15 protein-coding genes are annotated in these 15,169 nt (G+C 63.1%); 8 read left to right on the plus strand and 7 right to left on the minus strand.

What is annotated here, in order from left to right; genetic code table 11:
- Nucleotides 1-119: 119 nt before the first annotated feature.
- The 3 genes from apbC to OQE56_RS00655 all read left to right on the plus strand — a co-directional run bounded on the left by apbC (nucleotide 120) and on the right by OQE56_RS00655 (nucleotide 3,501).
- Nucleotides 120-1,208 carry an iron-sulfur cluster carrier protein ApbC gene (apbC, locus tag OQE56_RS00645; protein ID WP_267220554.1) on the plus strand — a complete coding sequence of 363 codons (1,089 nt, stop codon included), beginning with the start codon at nucleotides 120-122 and terminating at the stop codon, nucleotides 1,206-1,208.
- Between the two features lie 1,135 nt (nucleotides 1,209-2,343).
- Nucleotides 2,344-2,910 carry a dCTP deaminase gene (dcd, locus tag OQE56_RS00650; RefSeq protein WP_267220556.1) on the plus strand — a complete coding sequence of 189 codons (567 nt, stop codon included), beginning with the start codon at nucleotides 2,344-2,346 and terminating at the stop codon, nucleotides 2,908-2,910.
- 129 nt (nucleotides 2,911-3,039) lie between these two features.
- A complete protein-coding gene (locus tag OQE56_RS00655; RefSeq protein WP_267220558.1) occupies nucleotides 3,040-3,501 on the plus strand; it encodes a hypothetical protein in 462 nt (153 codons plus the stop codon).
- 78 nt (nucleotides 3,502-3,579) lie between these two features.
- Here the strand turns inward: OQE56_RS00655 and OQE56_RS00660 are convergent, their stop codons facing one another.
- Complete coding sequence (locus tag OQE56_RS00660) at nucleotides 3,580-3,996, minus strand: HIT domain-containing protein (protein ID WP_267220560.1); 417 nt, start codon at nucleotides 3,994-3,996, stop codon at nucleotides 3,580-3,582.
- A complete protein-coding gene (locus OQE56_RS00665) occupies nucleotides 3,993-4,664 on the minus strand; it encodes a dienelactone hydrolase family protein (RefSeq protein WP_267220562.1) in 672 nt (223 codons plus the stop codon). The genes OQE56_RS00660 and OQE56_RS00665 overlap by 4 nt, the downstream gene beginning before the upstream one ends.
- A gap of 103 nt (nucleotides 4,665-4,767) precedes the next feature.
- On the opposite strand from OQE56_RS00665, the gene rimO reads away from it, so the two are divergent.
- From rimO to OQE56_RS00685, 4 genes are all read left to right on the plus strand, one after another.
- Nucleotides 4,768-6,087, plus strand: coding sequence for a 30S ribosomal protein S12 methylthiotransferase RimO (rimO, locus tag OQE56_RS00670; protein WP_267220564.1), 1,320 nt, complete (start codon nucleotides 4,768-4,770; stop codon nucleotides 6,085-6,087).
- Between the two features lie 22 nt (nucleotides 6,088-6,109).
- A complete protein-coding gene (locus OQE56_RS00675) occupies nucleotides 6,110-6,913 on the plus strand; it encodes a DUF3025 domain-containing protein (RefSeq protein WP_267220566.1) in 804 nt (267 codons plus the stop codon).
- Between the two features lie 128 nt (nucleotides 6,914-7,041).
- Nucleotides 7,042-8,064, plus strand: coding sequence for a phosphate/phosphite/phosphonate ABC transporter substrate-binding protein (phnD, locus tag OQE56_RS00680; protein WP_267220568.1), 1,023 nt, complete (start codon nucleotides 7,042-7,044; stop codon nucleotides 8,062-8,064).
- 61 nt (nucleotides 8,065-8,125) lie between these two features.
- Nucleotides 8,126-8,638 carry a hypothetical protein gene (locus tag OQE56_RS00685; protein ID WP_267220570.1) on the plus strand — a complete coding sequence of 171 codons (513 nt, stop codon included), beginning with the start codon at nucleotides 8,126-8,128 and terminating at the stop codon, nucleotides 8,636-8,638.
- Here OQE56_RS00685 and greB read toward each other — a convergent pair.
- From greB to OQE56_RS00700, 3 genes are read right to left on the minus strand one after another with little or no spacing between them, the layout of a single operon-like run.
- Entirely contained in the window at nucleotides 8,632-9,129 is a 498-nt protein-coding gene (greB, locus tag OQE56_RS00690; protein ID WP_267220572.1) for a transcription elongation factor GreB, read from the minus strand. The genes OQE56_RS00685 and greB overlap by 7 nt on opposite strands.
- A complete protein-coding gene (locus OQE56_RS00695) occupies nucleotides 9,126-10,385 on the minus strand; it encodes a hypothetical protein (protein ID WP_267220573.1) in 1,260 nt (419 codons plus the stop codon). Before OQE56_RS00695 ends, greB begins: the two co-directional genes overlap by 4 nt.
- 6 nt (nucleotides 10,386-10,391) lie before the next feature.
- Complete coding sequence (locus OQE56_RS00700; RefSeq protein ID WP_267220574.1) at nucleotides 10,392-11,897, minus strand: helicase HerA-like domain-containing protein; 1,506 nt, start codon at nucleotides 11,895-11,897, stop codon at nucleotides 10,392-10,394.
- A gap of 172 nt (nucleotides 11,898-12,069) precedes the next feature.
- Between OQE56_RS00700 and OQE56_RS00705 the strand changes: the two genes are divergently transcribed.
- Complete coding sequence (locus OQE56_RS00705) at nucleotides 12,070-13,572, plus strand: transglycosylase SLT domain-containing protein (protein WP_267220575.1); 1,503 nt, start codon at nucleotides 12,070-12,072, stop codon at nucleotides 13,570-13,572.
- Nucleotides 13,573-13,682: 110 nt separating this feature from the next.
- Here OQE56_RS00705 and OQE56_RS00710 read toward each other — a convergent pair whose 3' ends face one another.
- Nucleotides 13,683-14,117: a hypothetical protein gene (locus OQE56_RS00710; protein ID WP_267220576.1), complete on the minus strand. Its 435-nt coding sequence runs from the start codon at nucleotides 14,115-14,117 to the stop codon at nucleotides 13,683-13,685.
- A gap of 148 nt (nucleotides 14,118-14,265) precedes the next feature.
- Nucleotides 14,266-15,111 carry an archaetidylserine decarboxylase gene (gene asd, locus OQE56_RS00715; protein WP_267220578.1) on the minus strand — a complete coding sequence of 282 codons (846 nt, stop codon included), beginning with the start codon at nucleotides 15,109-15,111 and terminating at the stop codon, nucleotides 14,266-14,268.
- Nucleotides 15,112-15,169 lie beyond the last annotated feature (58 nt).

Consider the following 15,169-nt stretch of genomic DNA (forward strand, 5'->3'; position numbering starts at 1 on the left):
CCCGAGCCTGACCGACCTTGCGCAAAGCCGTCAAGCTGCATTGCGAAAGTCTGTCGCAGGCGCCCTCAGGCGCTTGGCTGGCATAATGGGCGATCCCCAAAGACAGGCCTCATTGGTTTATGACGCAGGCGAGCGAAGCCCTGGTCCGCCGCATTCTTGGCGAGCTGGTTGACCCCCATACCGGCGCCCCCGTCGGCGAGGCCATTCGTGCCGTAGGCGTGGACGGCGATCGCGTTTCGGTGGATATCCAGCTCGGTTATCCCGCGGCCGGTGCGGTCGCTGCGCTGAGCGCACGGGTAAAGCAGGCACTGGAAGCCGATCCGGCCATTGCCTCGGCCTCGGTGTCGATCGGCTCACGTATTCACGCGCATAAGGTACAGGGCACGCTGGCGCCACAGCCGGGCGTGAAGAACGTCATTGTGGTGGCGTCGGGCAAAGGCGGCGTGGGCAAGTCCACGGTGGCGGTGAATCTGGCCCTCGCGCTTGCGGCAGAAGGCGCAAAGGTCGGCATTCTCGATGCCGACATCTACGGCCCGAGCCAGCCGCGCATGCTTGGCATCAGCGGCAAGCCGCAGTCGCCGGACGGCAAGACCATCATCCCGATGGAGGCGCATGGCCTGCAGGCCATGTCGATCGGTTTCCTGGTGGACGAGGAAACCCCGATGATCTGGCGCGGCCCCATGGTCACCCAGGCCATGATGCAGCTGCTCAATGACAGCCGCTGGGAGCAGCTCGATTACCTGGTTGTCGATCTGCCGCCGGGCACTGGCGATATCCAGCTCACGCTGGCGCAGAAGGTGCCGGTGTCTGGCGCGGTGATCGTCACCACGCCGCAGGATATTGCCCTGCTGGACGCGCGCAAGGCGCTGAAGATGTTCGAGAAGGTGGAAGTGCCAGTACTGGGTGTGGTGGAGAATATGGCTACCCACGTTTGTTCGAACTGCGGTCACGAGGAGCACATCTTCGGCGAGGGCGGCGGCGTGCGGATGGCGGAACAGTACGGTGTGGCTTATCTGGGGTCGTTGCCGCTGGATATCCGCATTCGTGAGCAGGCGGATGGTGGTACGCCGACTGTGGTGGCGATGCCTGAGTCCGATCTTGCGGCGCGTTATCGCGAGATCGCACGGAATGCCGCCGGCCGTCTTTCGCGGACGCCGCGGAACAAGTCGTTGGGGTTGGGCAAGATCATGGTGGAGGGGGCGCCGTAAGCGTCTCGCCGGCTTGCTCTTCGGGACATAGGTTTCGGTTGGGCCGTGTGTTTTTCTCCCTCTCCCCTCCGGGGAGAGGGTTGGGGTGAGGGGCGGGTGCTCGCGGTAGTGCCCATTCCCCTCACCGTCATCCCAGCGGAAGCTGGAAGCGCTTCACAACAGCCGAAGGCTGGTCATCCAGTGACTTTCGCTCTTGTGTGCGTCCCCGCGACCTGGCTCGCCTGCGGCGGGCTTCCGCTGCCCTGCCGGGCAGCGGGTCACTTCTCTTTGCGTGGCCAAAGAGAAGTAACCAAGAGAAAGGCCACCCCGATGGCGCGCCTTCCGGGCGAAGCCCGGAAGGTTCGCGGGCGGGTTACGGGGTTTTTCGACAGGACCTCCCTGTCCTGTCGAAAAACTGGCCGGCATCCTTGCCGGCCACCCTGCGGGCTATTCCTCCACCCGCCCGCCGCGCCATAGGGGCCCGGAGGTCAAGAGCAAAAGCCAGGGCCAGAGCGGCGCGCGAAGCGCGCCAGAAGCCGCGCCCATGGCTTCCATGCACTCACGGTTCCCTGTAGGAGCGCACTTGTGCGCGACCGCAGCGTCACGAGGATGCCGTTCCTTCGGCTCGTCGCTCACCAGTGCGCTCCTACAGAAAAAAGCGCGGGATACGAGGTGATGCGATGTGCCGCGCCAGCGGCACGAGCCTTTGCGCTTTTGATCTGAGGGGCCCCTGTGCGGCGGTGAGGGTTGGACGATCAGGCCCGCAGGGGGATCGGCATGGATGCCGATCCCTTTTCGTCAGGGCAGGAAGCCCTGTCGAAAAGCCCGGCCAACCCTCACGGACTTGCCGGGCTATCAGCCCGGCAAGCGCCAAGCGGGGTGCTCTTTCTTTTGGTTACTTTTCTTTGAGCACGCAAAGAAAAGTGACCCGGCCTCCGGCAGGAGGTCGGAAGCCCGCCGCAGGCGAGCCCAGTCGCCAAATCGCAACAACCGAGCCCAGTCGCCAAATCCCAGCAACCCAGCCACAAAACCATGAGACCCAGGCCCCCCAAACGCCCAGTCTCACACCCCATGACTGGCGGCCCACCCGCCATTTCCGCTATTTTCGCGGTCTTTACGCCGACCGGCGTGACAAAACCGCCCTCCGGGAGTTCGAGTGAGCATCAAATCCGACAAATGGATCCGCCGTATGGCCGAGCAGCACGGCATGATCGAGCCGTTCGAGCCGGGCCAGGTCAAGACGCGCGACAACTCCAAGCTCGTGTCGTACGGCACGTCGAGCTACGGCTACGACGTGCGCTGCGCGCGCGAGTTCAAGATCTTCACCAACATCAACTCGACCATCGTCGACCCGAAGGCATTCGACCCGTCCAGCTTTGTCGATGTCGAAGCGGACGTGTGCATCATTCCGCCCAATTCGTTCGCGCTGGCGCGCACGGTCGAGTACTTCCGTATTCCGCGCAAGGTGCTCACCATCTGTCTCGGCAAGAGCACGTATGCGCGCTGCGGCATCATCGTCAACGTGACGCCGCTGGAGCCGGAGTGGGAGGGCCACGTCACACTGGAGTTCTCCAACACCACGCCCTTGCCCGCAAAGATCTACGCCAATGAAGGCGTCGCGCAGATGCTGTTCCTCGAATCCGACGAGGAGTGCGAGACCAGCTACCGGGATCGCGGCGGCAAATACCAGGGCCAGCAGGGCGTTACCTTGCCGCGCACCTGACGCTGTTTCTTGCGCTGCTGCGACGGCCCTGACCGCGCACCTGAATGGGTGCCGTCCGGATCCGACGCAGGGGCGTGAGGCGGCGCTACACTTCCCCTTGTTCACACCGATGCATTGCAGGAGATCCGCATGACCCGTTTTTCCACGCTGCTGACCCGCGCGGCCGCAGCCATCCTGCTGGGCAGCATGCTGGTGCTGACCGGTTGCCATCGCGGCAGCGCCAAGAATGACGTGCGCACCGCCGACATGAAGAGCCAGTTCGACGCCGTAATCCAGGCCTATAAGAGCGGCCAGTTCATTGTCGATGGCGCCGTGTTGTCCGCGCTCGATACCGGTAGCCACTTCGCCTACCTCAAGGATCAGGGCAGGTTGCCCAAGACTGTGCTGCTCGAGCCCAGCGACGATTCCAAGATTCGCAAGCAGCACCTGCAGTACATGGCACGCCTGCAGATCGACTATGGCTTTACCGTGTACTACGACGATGGCGGCACGCTGAAGAAAATCAGCGTGGTCGATACCAAGGCTCGCGAGCTTGAGGATTACAAGGCACCGCAGAAGGCCGAGGCACCGCCGCCGCAGCAGCATTACTGATTGCTGACAGTTCCATCAAAAAGCCCGCGGAGTGATCCGCGGGCTTTTTCTTTGGGTCGCTCGAAAAAGTCGCAACGCTTACGGCATCAGCTGATGACGCAGCTCGGACATTCGTGACGCCAACGCGTCCGCATCATAGGGCAGGGCACGACCGCTACCCCACACCGGGCCCGGCCAGGCAGCATCGCCTTCACGGCGACCCACCACGTGGATGTGCAACTGACGCACGATGTTGCCGAGAGCGCCGAGATTGAGCTTGTCGAACGGCGACGTTGCACGCAACGCTTGCGAAGCGAGATTCACTTCGTGCCAGAGCAAGGTCTGTTCATCCGCTTGCAGGTCGCAGATTTCCACCAGGTCGGCCCTGCGTGGCACCAGCACCAACCAGGGAAAGCGGGTGTCGTTCATCAACAGCACGTCGCAAAGCGCAAGCGATGCGACGCGCCGGGTATCGGCCTGCAGGCGTGGATCGAGCGCGAAGCCGGTCTCGCTCATGCGCCGTGTGCCAGATGCTTGTCGAAGAATGCCAGCGTGCGTTCGTAGGCCAGCTTGGCGCTGACTTCGTCGTACTGCTGGCCGACATCGCGATTGAACGCGTGATCGGCGGGGTAGGTGAACACCTCCATCTGCGGCAGCATCTCGCGATGCTTTTGCACCATCTCGGGCGGAATGCTCTTGTCCTTTTCGCCGAAGTGGAACATCACCGGCGCCTTGGGCTTTTCGCCCAGAAACGGGACGTTGCGGGCGCCGTAGTAGCTCACCGACGGCAAGCCAAGACGGATGGCCGAAAGCATGGCGATCGTGCCGCCCCAGCAATAGCCCACCGTGCCAATGCGCCCGGCGGACGAAATGGCTTCGGCGGCGCTGGCCACGTCTTCCACCGCGCGATCCATGCCAAGTTCCATCACCAGGGCCTTGCCCCGCGTGTAGCCTTCTTCGTTGTAGCCCAGCTCCACGCCGGTCTCCAGGTGATCGAAGAAGCACGGCGCAATGGCGGTGTAACCGGCTTCCGCAAAGCGGTCCGTCACGTGCCTGACGTGCTCATTCACTCCGAAAATCTCCTGGATCACCACTATGCCGCCCTTGGATTTGCCTGCCGGCTTGGCCAGATAGGCCCCGATGCACTGCATCCGCGTGGTGTTGAGGTTGATTGACTGGCCCATCACTCGTACTCCCTCGTGGCGATGGGTCATTCTAGCCATTCAGGGAAAAGCGTCCGCCTGCGATATAATGGTCTGTTTTCCGCATAGTTACGGTTGCCCAGCCATGTCGCAGGTTTCGCCCAAAGTCGGTTTCGTCAGCCTCGGATGCCCCAAGGCGCTGGTCGACTCCGAACGCATCCTCACCCAGCTGAAGGTTGAGGGTTACGAGATCGTGCCGAGCTACGGCGCCGCCGATGCGGTGGTGGTCAACACGTGCGGCTTCATCGATGCGGCCGTGCAGGAATCGCTGGATGCCATCGGCGAGGCTTTGCACGAGAACGGCAAGGTGATCGTTACCGGCTGTCTGGGCAAGCGCTCGGAGCTGATTCGCGAAGCCTATCCGGATGTGCTGGCCATTACCGGTCCGCAGGACTACGCCAGCGTGATGCATGCGGTGCATAGCGCATTGCCGCCGCAGCGCAATCCGCTGCTGGACATCATTCCGGATACCGGCGTCAAGCTGACGCCGAAGCACTACGCGTATCTCAAGATTTCCGAAGGCTGCAATCACCGCTGCAGCTTCTGCATCATCCCGTCGATGCGCGGCGACCTGGTGTCTCGTCCGGTGGACGAAGTGCTGCTGGAAGCCGAGCGTCTGGTGAAGGGCGGCGTGAAGGAGCTGCTGGTGATCTCGCAGGACACCAGCGCCTACGGCGTGGATGTGAAGTACGCCGAGCGCCAGTGGCGAGACAAGAGCTATCGCACGCGCATGACCGAGCTGTGCGAAGGCCTCTCCGAACTCGGTGTCTGGACGCGCCTGCACTATGTCTACCCGTATCCGCACGTCGACGAAGTCATGCCGTTGATGGCGGAGGGCAAGATCCTTCCGTACCTCGATATCCCGTTCCAGCACGCCAGCCCGCGGATCCTCAAGCTGATGAAGCGCCCGGGCAACATCGACAAGACGCTGGAACGCATCCGCAACTGGCGCAAGGTGGTGCCGGATCTGACGATTCGCAGCACGTTTATCGTGGGCTTCCCCGGCGAAACGGATGCCGAGTTCGAAGAGCTGCTCGACTTCCTGCGTGAGGCGGAACTCGATCGCGTCGGTGCGTTTGCCTATTCGCCGGTGGATGGCGCCAAGGCAAACGAATTGCCGGGTGCCGTGTCCGAGGAGTTGAAGGAAGATCGCCTGGAACAGTTCATGGCAGTGCAGGCGGAAATCTCTGCGGCCAAGTTGCAGCGCAAGATCGGCCGCACCATCAAGGTGCTGGTGGACGAAGCGGGCAAGGATGGCGCCGTGGCGCGTTCCGCGGCCGATGCGCCGGAGATCGATGGCGTGGTGCACATCGCCAACGGTCACTTGCTTAAGCCGGGTCAGTTTGTCGACGTCGTGGTGGAAGACGCTGACGAACACGATCTGCACGCGCGCCTGCTGGGTTGAGTCGCGGCTACGGCCGGGTGTGATGCGTTACATCGCACCCGAGCGGGGAAGCGTCGAACGATCGCAGTTCGGGCAGTCACCTCTGCAAGACTGGGCGGCCCAGGCCGAATGGTTGCAGGGAAGCGAATGGCCGTCGATCGCGGCGCTCAATGCAGCGCGGCCGGAGGTGATGTCCGAGTGTTTCGTTGCGCAGACCACGACGCTGTTGAGTGATGGTCTGCATTACGAACAGCGCATCGCTGAACGTGGCGAGATAGCCACGCGCGAGGCCAACTGGCACGACTTGTTCAACGCGTTGATATGGCTGCGCCATGGCGGCATCAAACGCGCCCTCAATGTGCAACAGATGGCCGAAATTGCGCATATGGGGCCGCGTGACCGGTCGCGCGCCCAATACGCCATGACGCACTTTGACGAAGCCGGTGTGTTGGTCGCGGTGCGTGATCCGCGGTTGCTCGAACTGTGGGATGCGCATGACTGGTACGGCCTGTTCTGGCGTGAACGAGGCGCATGGACGGATGGGCGCATCTCGGTCGAGGTGTTTGGCCATGCGTTGCTGGAGCATGCCCTGACGCCCGATAAGCTGCTGGTGGGCAAGGCGCTGGTGTTCGTTGGCAGCGCAACAGCGGAAAGTGTGGAAAGCAGCTGCGCCAACGGGATTCTGGCAGGGCGTCTGCTGCGCGACCCGCTTGAACTGCGCCCCTTGCCATTGTCTGGGATTCCCGGCTGGCACCCGGACAACGACAGCGAGGCGTTCCATCGGGATACACCCTGCTATCAACCGCGCCGGCTCGGGCGACGGTATCCGGCCCCCAGTTTGCTCTGACCTTGCACCCTCCCGGTTTTTGCGAAATTGCCCCGGCGTCACAATCGCGCTAAAACGTCACTAGCGGGGCACCAGGACCGAGCAACGCTGGGGCGGGCATGGATATGGCTTGTCGTGGGCGCTTTGGCATGAGGCGTTGGTTGCTCAGGGCTGGACTGCTGGCCTGCTTGTTGGCGCCTGGACTTTCTTTGCGCGCAGACAACGCGGCTCCGGATACCGGAGCCGCCCCCATCCGTTTCGGCATTCTGCCGATTGGCAGCGCCGCCGAGTCGCGCGAGCAGTGGCGACCGTTGCTCGATGATCTCGAGAAGAAGCTGGGGCATCCGGTGACGACGGTCTCCGTGAGCAGCTATGCGGGTCTGTCGGGTGCCATCGGCGACCAGCGTGTGGATATGGCCTTTCTTTCAGGGCGTTTGGCCATTGAGGCGGTAGTGCATCAGCACATGGGCGTCGTCGCCCAGTTCGTGCGCGACGACGGCGCGAAGGGCAACGTCGCCATGCTGATTGTGCGAGCCAACGGTCCCATCCATAACCTCAAGGATCTGTTGGCCCGCCCGGGGCGTTGGCGCTACGGACGAGGCGAAACGCTTTCGGTGACCGGTTATGTCGCGCCTGAAGCCGAGGTGTTCGCGCCGCGCGGGCTCAACTCCGACACGTTCTTTGCCAGCGTGCACGTGGGCAATCACCAGAACAACGCGCTTGCCGTGGTGAATGGCGAAGTTGACGTCGCCACGTGCAACAACCCTGATCTGGATCTGTTCCGGCGCAACTTCCCTAATGAGGCTGCGGAGCTTCGGGTGATCTGGCGCTCCACGCTGATTCCCGCCGGCGTACTGGTGGTGCGCGACGGCTTGCCTGACCCATTGCGCGGACAATTGATCGACTTCATGCGTCACTATGGGCGCGCACCGGGAGCGGCCGGGGAGCGTGAACGTGCCAATCTGGCGCGCATCCCCGATCTGGCGGGCTTCGAGCCGGCCGATAGCCGTGTCTTGCAACCTTTTGTGGATCTGGAGTTCAAACTCATCCGCGAACAGGCTGAGCACGGCCGCTGGATCAATGAGCAGGCCAAAGACGCCCGCCTCAAACAGATCGATGCGGATTACCAGAAGGCTTTGCACCAGTTGATGCGCAACCGAAGCCCGATCTGACGCCCCGGTGCTAGGGTGTTGTCATGGCCGGGGGCGTCCGGCGAATTTGATGGAGATGTTGATGTCTGCTTTCAATCATGTATGGCGTGCGTGCCGCCTTGGCGTGCTGTTGCTCCTGTTGGCCGCGGCACCGCTGACGCATGCCCAGGTTGCACCGCCCGGCTTGCCGGAGGCGGACAAGCAGCAGATCAAGAAGTACACGCTCAATGATGACGTGTTCAATCGGTTGGTAGCGGCCACTCAGGAAGCGCGCGCCACCGGTATTCCGCCGCAGGCGGCGCCTGACGCCACCAAGGTGCACAGTCTGGATGACCTGGCTATGCAGGCGATGGGCGGCGATCCGCGCATTCCCCAGCTTGTGAAGAAGTATGGCTTCACGCCACGCGAATTCATGTTGGCCAATATCGCGTTGATGAACGCCATCATGGCCTCACGCGCCCGCAACGATCCCGCGATGGCCAACAACCTTAATCAGGTCTGGGACAATCCTGACAACATCCGCTTCGTCGATGCCCATCAGGCGCAGATCGCGGCGTTGCTGCAGGGGCAGGGTGCCCGGCCTGAGGGTCAGTAAGTCACTTCGACAATGACGAAGCGTGTGCGGCCGCCGGGAAGTTCGGCTTCGAACTCGTCATCCACGCGCTTCTTGAGTACGGCACGGGCCATTGGAGAGTCGATGCTGATCCAGCCCAGGCGTGCGTCCGTTTCGTCGGGACCGACGATGCGATAGCGCAGGGTCTCGCCAGAATCGGCATTTTCCAGCTCGATGCTGGCGCCAAAAAACACCACGTCACGATCAGCGGGCGCCCCTTCGGCCACCTTGAGCGAGGGGATGCGCTTGCTGAGGTAACGCACGCGGCGGTCGATCTCGCCGAGCTGCTTTTTGCGGTAGGTGTACTCGGCGTTTTCCGACCGATCGCCTTCGGCTGCGGCTGCGGCAAGCGCTTTCACCACTTCGGGGCGCAATGTGTGCCACAGGTGATCGAGTTCGGACTTTAGTCTCTCGAAGCCGTCGCGGGTGATGATGGCGGTGGAGGATGGTGACGGTGGGCGCCAGCGGCTCATGCGGATTTCGTCTGTGCTTGCAGTTGTTGCGCGAATGCGTCGATGTCACGGCGCAACGGATGGTCGGGCCAGTGGGCGGATAGTTTACCAAGCAGCACCACGGCATCGGCCGTACGCTCGGGCGTGGCGGCAAGCAGGCGCGCGGCCAGCAGTCCGTAAGTTGGCGCATCGGGCGAACGCGGCCATCGCGCAAGAAAGCCGCGGCACATGCGCAGCGCCAGGTGACTCATGCCCGACCGCGCCGCCAGCGCGGCCAATGGGCCAGCGATGGAGGGATCGTCCGGCAGAAAGGCGCTATCGATCTCCTGGCATTCCTGCACCAGGCCGAGTGCACGACGCGATTCGCCATTAGCCATCAGCGCGGCGATCCAGATGTGTCCGTGTTCCAGCAATCCGTCGCGCAGCCCTTCCTGTCGCAGCAGCTCGCGATAAGCCTGATGCAACGGTGCGGGCGCGCTGCGACCCTGCATGCGCGTTACCAGCATGGCAATGGCCGTACGGCGATCGCTCGCCGCCACTTCGTGCACCTGCTGCAGTAGCAGGGTGTCTTCATCCTGTCCGTTTTCACGCACAAGTTCTTCGGCCTCGGGCTCCAGGCCGAAACTCTCGTGGCGCTGGTGAACCATGGCGCCCATCAAGTGCAGGTTGAGAATGATCAGGTAGGTATATGCGAAGGCGAACAACGGCAGCGAGAGCAGTTTCGGCAACATGCCGGTGGCAACCGAGGCCAGAATAATCAGCGCGCCCGTCGCAAGATTGAGCCCCACGGGAATCAGGTACGCCCAGCCGAATCGGCGGATGACCTCCCACCAGGTCACCGGACTCATCGCCAATTCCATATTGCCGTCGAACGCCAGCGACATGTCGATGGCGGGCAGCATCACCGCAAACAGGATCATCAACGGCCACAAGGCTTGCGGATAGAACAGACTGCTGACGAAACAGAGTGCGAACGCAAGCAGGTGAACGGCAGTGAGTCCGTTGCCTGCGGCGGGGTTTTCATCCACGCCGATGTCCGGTGGATCGGCGAAGCCATTGGCGGTGTACGTCAGGCAGATGGCGGCATACCGCCATGTGGCCGCCCACAACGCGAAACTCGCAAAAATCCCGATGAACGCGGGCAGTATGACGAGGTAATGCGCCAGCGCGAGCGCCGCGCAGGTGGCCAGTCCGCCGCCACGCAGGGGATAGCTCAAGCCGGTGACGAAGCGTTCGCTAAAGGGCGTGTCAGGCGAAACGATGGCGATGCGAATCATGGGCGTTCAGCGCTTGCCGCCGAAAATACCGCCCAGTACGCCGCGCACGATCTGCTGCCCGAGACGTGACCCGACGGCGCGGCTGGCAGATTTCGCCATGGCTTCGATCATGCCCTGGCGGCGGCTGGTGCCAAGCAAGGCGTCGCGCACGGCATCGGACCAGCCTGGCTCGCTGCTGGCGCTGGTACCGGCAGGGGCATGCGTTGCCACCGCCTGCGGATCGGCCGCCTTTTCGTTGGCACGCCTGGCAAGGATTTCCGCAGCCGATTCGCGATTGACCGGCGTGTCGTAGGTGCTGCCTACCGGAGAGCGCTGGCGTACGGTGCTGCGTTCGGCATCGGTGATCGCGCCGATGCGGGCGGTGGGGGCCGTCACCATCACGCGTTCGACCGGCGAGGGCACGCCGCCATCACGCAAGGTCGAAGCCAGCGCTTCGCCCACGGCGAGCTGGGTGATCGCTTCGGCGACGTTGATCGCCGGGTTCGCCACAAACGTTTCGGCCGCGGCCTTTACGGCTTTCTGGTCACGTGGGGTGAACGCGCGCAGCGCGTGCTGCACGCGATTGCCGAGCTGTCCAAGGATGTTGCCGGGCACATCGTCTGGATTCTGCGAGCAGAAATAAACACCCACGCCTTTGGAGCGGATCAGGCGCACCACCTGTTCCACGCGCTGCTGCAACGCCGGCGGGGCATCGTCGAACAACAGGTGAGCCTCGTCGAAGAAGAAGACCAGTTTCGGCTGGTCGAGATCGCCAACTTCCGGTAGCTGTTCGAACAGTTCCGACAGCAGCCACAGCAGGAACGTCGAATACAGGCGTGGTTTGAGAATCAGCCGATCTGCGGCGAGCACATTGATGACGCCGCGGCCACTCATGTCCTGGCGCATCAGATCGCTTAATGCCAGCGCGGGCTCGCCGAAGAACTGGTCCGCGCCATCTTGCTCCAGCTTCAGTACGGAGCGCTGGATCGCGGCAATGCTCTGTGCGCTGATCAAGCCATAGTGCGCCGAGATGTCCTTGGCGTTCTCGCTGGCGAAACTCAGCATGGCGCGCAGATCGGGCAGATCCAGCAGCAGCCAGCCCTGATCGTCCGCTACCTTGAAGATGACCTCGAGCACGCCTTCCTGGGTGTCGTTGAGCTCGAGCACGCGGCCCAGCAGGGTGGGGCCCATCTCACTGATGGTGGCGCGCACCGGGTGCCCGAGCTTGCCGTAGATGTCCCAGAAAATGACCGGGTTTGCCTGCGGCTTCCAGTCCGTGATCCCGAGTTGGGCAAGCCGCGCTTTTAACTTGTCGCCCGGCTCAGCGGCGGGCATGGAAAGACCGGCGAGGTCGCCTTTCGCATCGGCGAGAAAACAAGGCACGCCCAGTTTGGAAAAGCCCTCGGCCAGCACCATCAGCGATACCGATTTGCCGGTGCCCGTCGCTCCCGCGATCATGCCGTGGCGATTGCCGTAGCGCGCATCCAGGTTGACGCTGGCGTGGTCGTTGCGGCCGATGAGAATGTCCGTCATGGGATTTCTTCCTTTGAGTGCTGCCCGATTGTAGCCACGCGCGTCCCTGAGTGAATGGCGTCTTCACATGCACGTGACGGCGCGCACCGGCACTACGTCGCGTTGCAAATCGGTTGAGTCGACGCTCCCGGGGCAGTAAGGTCGGCCCTTCGATTGCACAGCGAAGTTGCCCATGGTTTTCCCCGTCGTTCCCCGCTTTCCGCGTCTGGCTCCCCTCGCTGGCGTGACCCTGTTGCTGGCTGCCTGCGCCAGTGGCGGCAGCACCAAGCCGACGCCGCAGGCTAGTCAGTTGTACGCGCAGTTGGATCAGGCCAGCCGAGGCTATGAAACGGCCCTGGCGCAGGCGCGGGCCGGCGATGCGCAGGCGTCGCAGAAAACCCTCGACGCGTCGCTGGACCAGCTGAAGAGCGCGTCCGCTCAATGCCCGTCGACGCAGGGTTGCGATCCGCAGCGCTTCTTCTCGGTGTTCGACCGCCTGCTGCGCCTCAAAGACGGCAATTTTTCGCTGGGCGATGACGTCGGCGGCATGGATGACGACCCGCCGGAGGGCAGCAACAGCGGCAAGCAAGGGGCGGCCGCGCTGCCGGAGGCGCAGCGCAGCGTGACGCTGCTGCGTGGGCAGCAGTTGTCGCAACTGATTGCCATGAACGGCCCGGTGAAGGCCGCGCTGGAAATGTGGCTCACCCAGTGGCGCGGCAACCTGATGGATGCCTACGTCAATTACGAGTTCCTGCGCTACCAGATGTGGCCGGAATACCAGAAGCAGGATCTGCCCGAGGCCTTGCTGTTCGGCATCATCGCCAAGGAATCGGGAGGCAAGGTGCACGCGGTGTCGCGTTCAGGCGCGGCGGGGCCGCTGCAGTTCATGTACGCCACGGGCCTGCGCTTTGGACTCAGCACGGAAGATGGTTTCGACTCGCGCTTCGATCCGGCCGCTTCAGCGCGCGCCAATGCCGAGTATCTGGACGAGCAGCTCAAGATCTTCAACAACAACCTTGAGCTGACGCTGGCTGCCTATAACGGTGGGGAAGGGCGCATGCGCCGTCTGGCGGGCGACAACACCTCGGTGAGCCTGTACGACCCGACCATCTACAACCAGCTTTCGCAGGAAACGCGCGACTACGTGCCGTCGGTCCTCGCCGCGGCCTGGTTGTTCCTGCACCCGGAAAGCTACAACCTGCGATTCCCGAAGATAGATGGCGCGCAGGGCAGCATTGTCCTCAAGCGCTCCGCATCGCTGACCGAGCTGACGGTTTGCCTCGGTTCTGCGGGCGGCATGAGCGATGGCTGGTTCCGCACCCTGCGCAATCTCAATCCGAGGCTGGATCCACAGGTGGCCCAGCCGACCGGCGTGCGCATCATCGTGCCCAAGGTGCTGGAAAAGCCGTATGAGGCACGCTGCGTCGATGGCCCCTGGCCGATCCTTGCCAACGACCTGCACACCGCCGTGTTGCCCGTGGTGCCATCAACGCCGGCACCGGCGCCCGCCGCGTCGGCAGCACGTTCGTCGAGCACTGGCAAAACGCGTGGTTACGTGGTGAGGCGTGGCGATACCTTGACCAGCATCGTCGGCAAGCTCGGGTGTACCTCGGTGCAGGAGGTTGCACAGATGAACGGGTTGAATCACCAGCACATCAAGCCGGGTCAGACTCTGAAGGTACCTGCCTGCCGCTGATTCACTCGAACAGCCTGACCTGAAAAGGAAAACGCCGCCCCGGAGGGCGGCGTTTTCTTTCTACGGCAACTAGGGCCTGGCCACACGGATAGTGTGAACAGGCCCTAGCATCAGGCTGCAGCGGGCGCCTGCATCCATTTGTGCGCTGGATCGGCGCGGTGTTCTTCCTTCAGTTCACGCAGCAGCCGCATCACTTCGCGATGGGGCGCCTTCAAGTTGGCGTGGGGGGTGTCCTTGGTTTCGTGATAGGCCACAGCGAGCCACAGGGCGATGCCGCGCATGGCCACCTCGGGGTTGTCCGAGCGGGCGCGTGCCAGGCCGATGTCGGTGCCCTGGCCCCACGGCAGATAGCGTTCTTCCGGCGAGGTGCCATAGAGATGGGGGAAATCACTGCGCGACGCCTGACCGATCTCCCGCAAGGCCATCGTGCCCAGCCGTGCGCGGCTGCGCTTGGGCAGTGCATAAACGCTGCGCGCGATTTCGCGGAGCTGCTGACTGAGCTGGCGCGCGCGATTCATCGCGATGAGGCGGGTGACGATGCGCATGGAGTGTCCTTGATTAGCCCCAGGGGTGGCGGCCGCGCATGGCGGTGCCGGGCGAGGAGGTTAACCCCACCCGGCGAGGCAGTGCGCCAAAAAGGTCACAAAACGACGCGATGCGTCACCGTGGCGTCAAATAATTGACGCCAGTTGCTCAATGTTTGAGCAACGCACCCATGCGCTGGCCCACCTTGACCGCCTGTTGCGAAGGCAGGGCGTCGAGTTCGGTCATGCCGTCGGGGAACAACAAGATCACGGTGGAACCCATGTTGAAGCGGGCCATTTCGGCGAAGCGTTCCAGCGTGATGTTCTGTCCGGCAAACGACTTGCGGCGGATCGAAGAGGCATAGGGCGGAATCACCAGGCCGTCCCACACAGTCGCGACGCTGGAGACCAGGATCGCGCCCACCATCACCACCACGAACGGGCCGTGCTCACCTTCGAAATGGCAAACCAGCCGCTCGTTGCGGGCGAACAGGCGAGGGATCGCTTCCACCGCGAACGGCGCCACGCTGAAAATGCGGCCGGGCACATGCACGGTTTCCTTGAGCGTGCCCTTCAGCGGCATGTGCACGCGGTGATAGTCGCGGGGCGACAGATAGATCGTGGCGAAGCTGCCGTTGCGGTACGGCGTGGCACTGGCCTCATCGCCCAGCAGCTCGCCCGCGGTGTACTCCTGCCCCTTGGCCTGGAAGATGCGGCCGTCGACGATCTTGCCCATCTGGCTGATCTTGCCGTCGGCGGGCGAGATCACCGAGGCGGCGTCGCTGTCAGCCTGACGCGCATCGGGGCGCAACTTACGGGTAAAGAACGCATTGAAGTGCTGATAGGCCAGCGGATCGGGCTGCGTGGCCTCGGCCATGTTGACCTGGTAATTGCGCACGATGGTGCTGATCAGAAAGTTCTTCCACGGCTTGAACGTCCAGCGCGTGGCCCAGTAGACCACCCGCGACAGGGCGCGATGCGGAAGGATGTATTGGAGGAGTACGTTGAAGGTCATCTCGCAAGTATGAATGATGTGGGGGGATGCGCCCACCCGGCCCCGTGAAGGGGCTCTT

Origin of the sequence: Dyella silvae (genome assembly GCF_026421305.1) — a bacterium.
Classification (GTDB): domain Bacteria; phylum Pseudomonadota; class Gammaproteobacteria; order Xanthomonadales; family Rhodanobacteraceae; genus Dyella; species Dyella silvae.

Bases quoted from the DNA above. Each gene is read 5' to 3' on its own strand.
- apbC (WP_267220554.1), top strand. From the start codon at position 120: ATGACGCAGGCGAGCGAAGCCCTGGTCCGCCGCATTCTTGGCGAGCTG.
- OQE56_RS00655 (WP_267220558.1), top strand. From the start codon at position 3,040: ATGACCCGTTTTTCCACGCTGCTGACCCGCGCGGCCGCAGCCATCCTG.
- OQE56_RS00660 (WP_267220560.1), bottom strand. From the start codon at position 3,996: ATGAGCGAGACCGGCTTCGCGCTCGATCCACGCCTGCAGGCCGATACC.
- OQE56_RS00665 (WP_267220562.1), bottom strand. From the start codon at position 4,664: ATGGGCCAGTCAATCAACCTCAACACCACGCGGATGCAGTGCATCGGG.
- rimO (WP_267220564.1), top strand. From the start codon at position 4,768: ATGTCGCAGGTTTCGCCCAAAGTCGGTTTCGTCAGCCTCGGATGCCCC.
- OQE56_RS00675 (WP_267220566.1), top strand. From the start codon at position 6,110: ATGCGTTACATCGCACCCGAGCGGGGAAGCGTCGAACGATCGCAGTTC.
- phnD (WP_267220568.1), top strand. From the start codon at position 7,042: ATGAGGCGTTGGTTGCTCAGGGCTGGACTGCTGGCCTGCTTGTTGGCG.
- OQE56_RS00685 (WP_267220570.1), top strand. From the start codon at position 8,126: ATGTCTGCTTTCAATCATGTATGGCGTGCGTGCCGCCTTGGCGTGCTG.
- greB (WP_267220572.1), bottom strand. From the start codon at position 9,129: ATGAGCCGCTGGCGCCCACCGTCACCATCCTCCACCGCCATCATCACC.
- OQE56_RS00695 (WP_267220573.1), bottom strand. From the start codon at position 10,385: ATGATTCGCATCGCCATCGTTTCGCCTGACACGCCCTTTAGCGAACGC.
- OQE56_RS00700 (WP_267220574.1), bottom strand. From the start codon at position 11,897: ATGACGGACATTCTCATCGGCCGCAACGACCACGCCAGCGTCAACCTG.
- OQE56_RS00705 (WP_267220575.1), top strand. From the start codon at position 12,070: ATGGTTTTCCCCGTCGTTCCCCGCTTTCCGCGTCTGGCTCCCCTCGCT.
- OQE56_RS00710 (WP_267220576.1), bottom strand. From the start codon at position 14,117: ATGCGCATCGTCACCCGCCTCATCGCGATGAATCGCGCGCGCCAGCTC.
- asd (WP_267220578.1), bottom strand. From the start codon at position 15,111: ATGACCTTCAACGTACTCCTCCAATACATCCTTCCGCATCGCGCCCTG.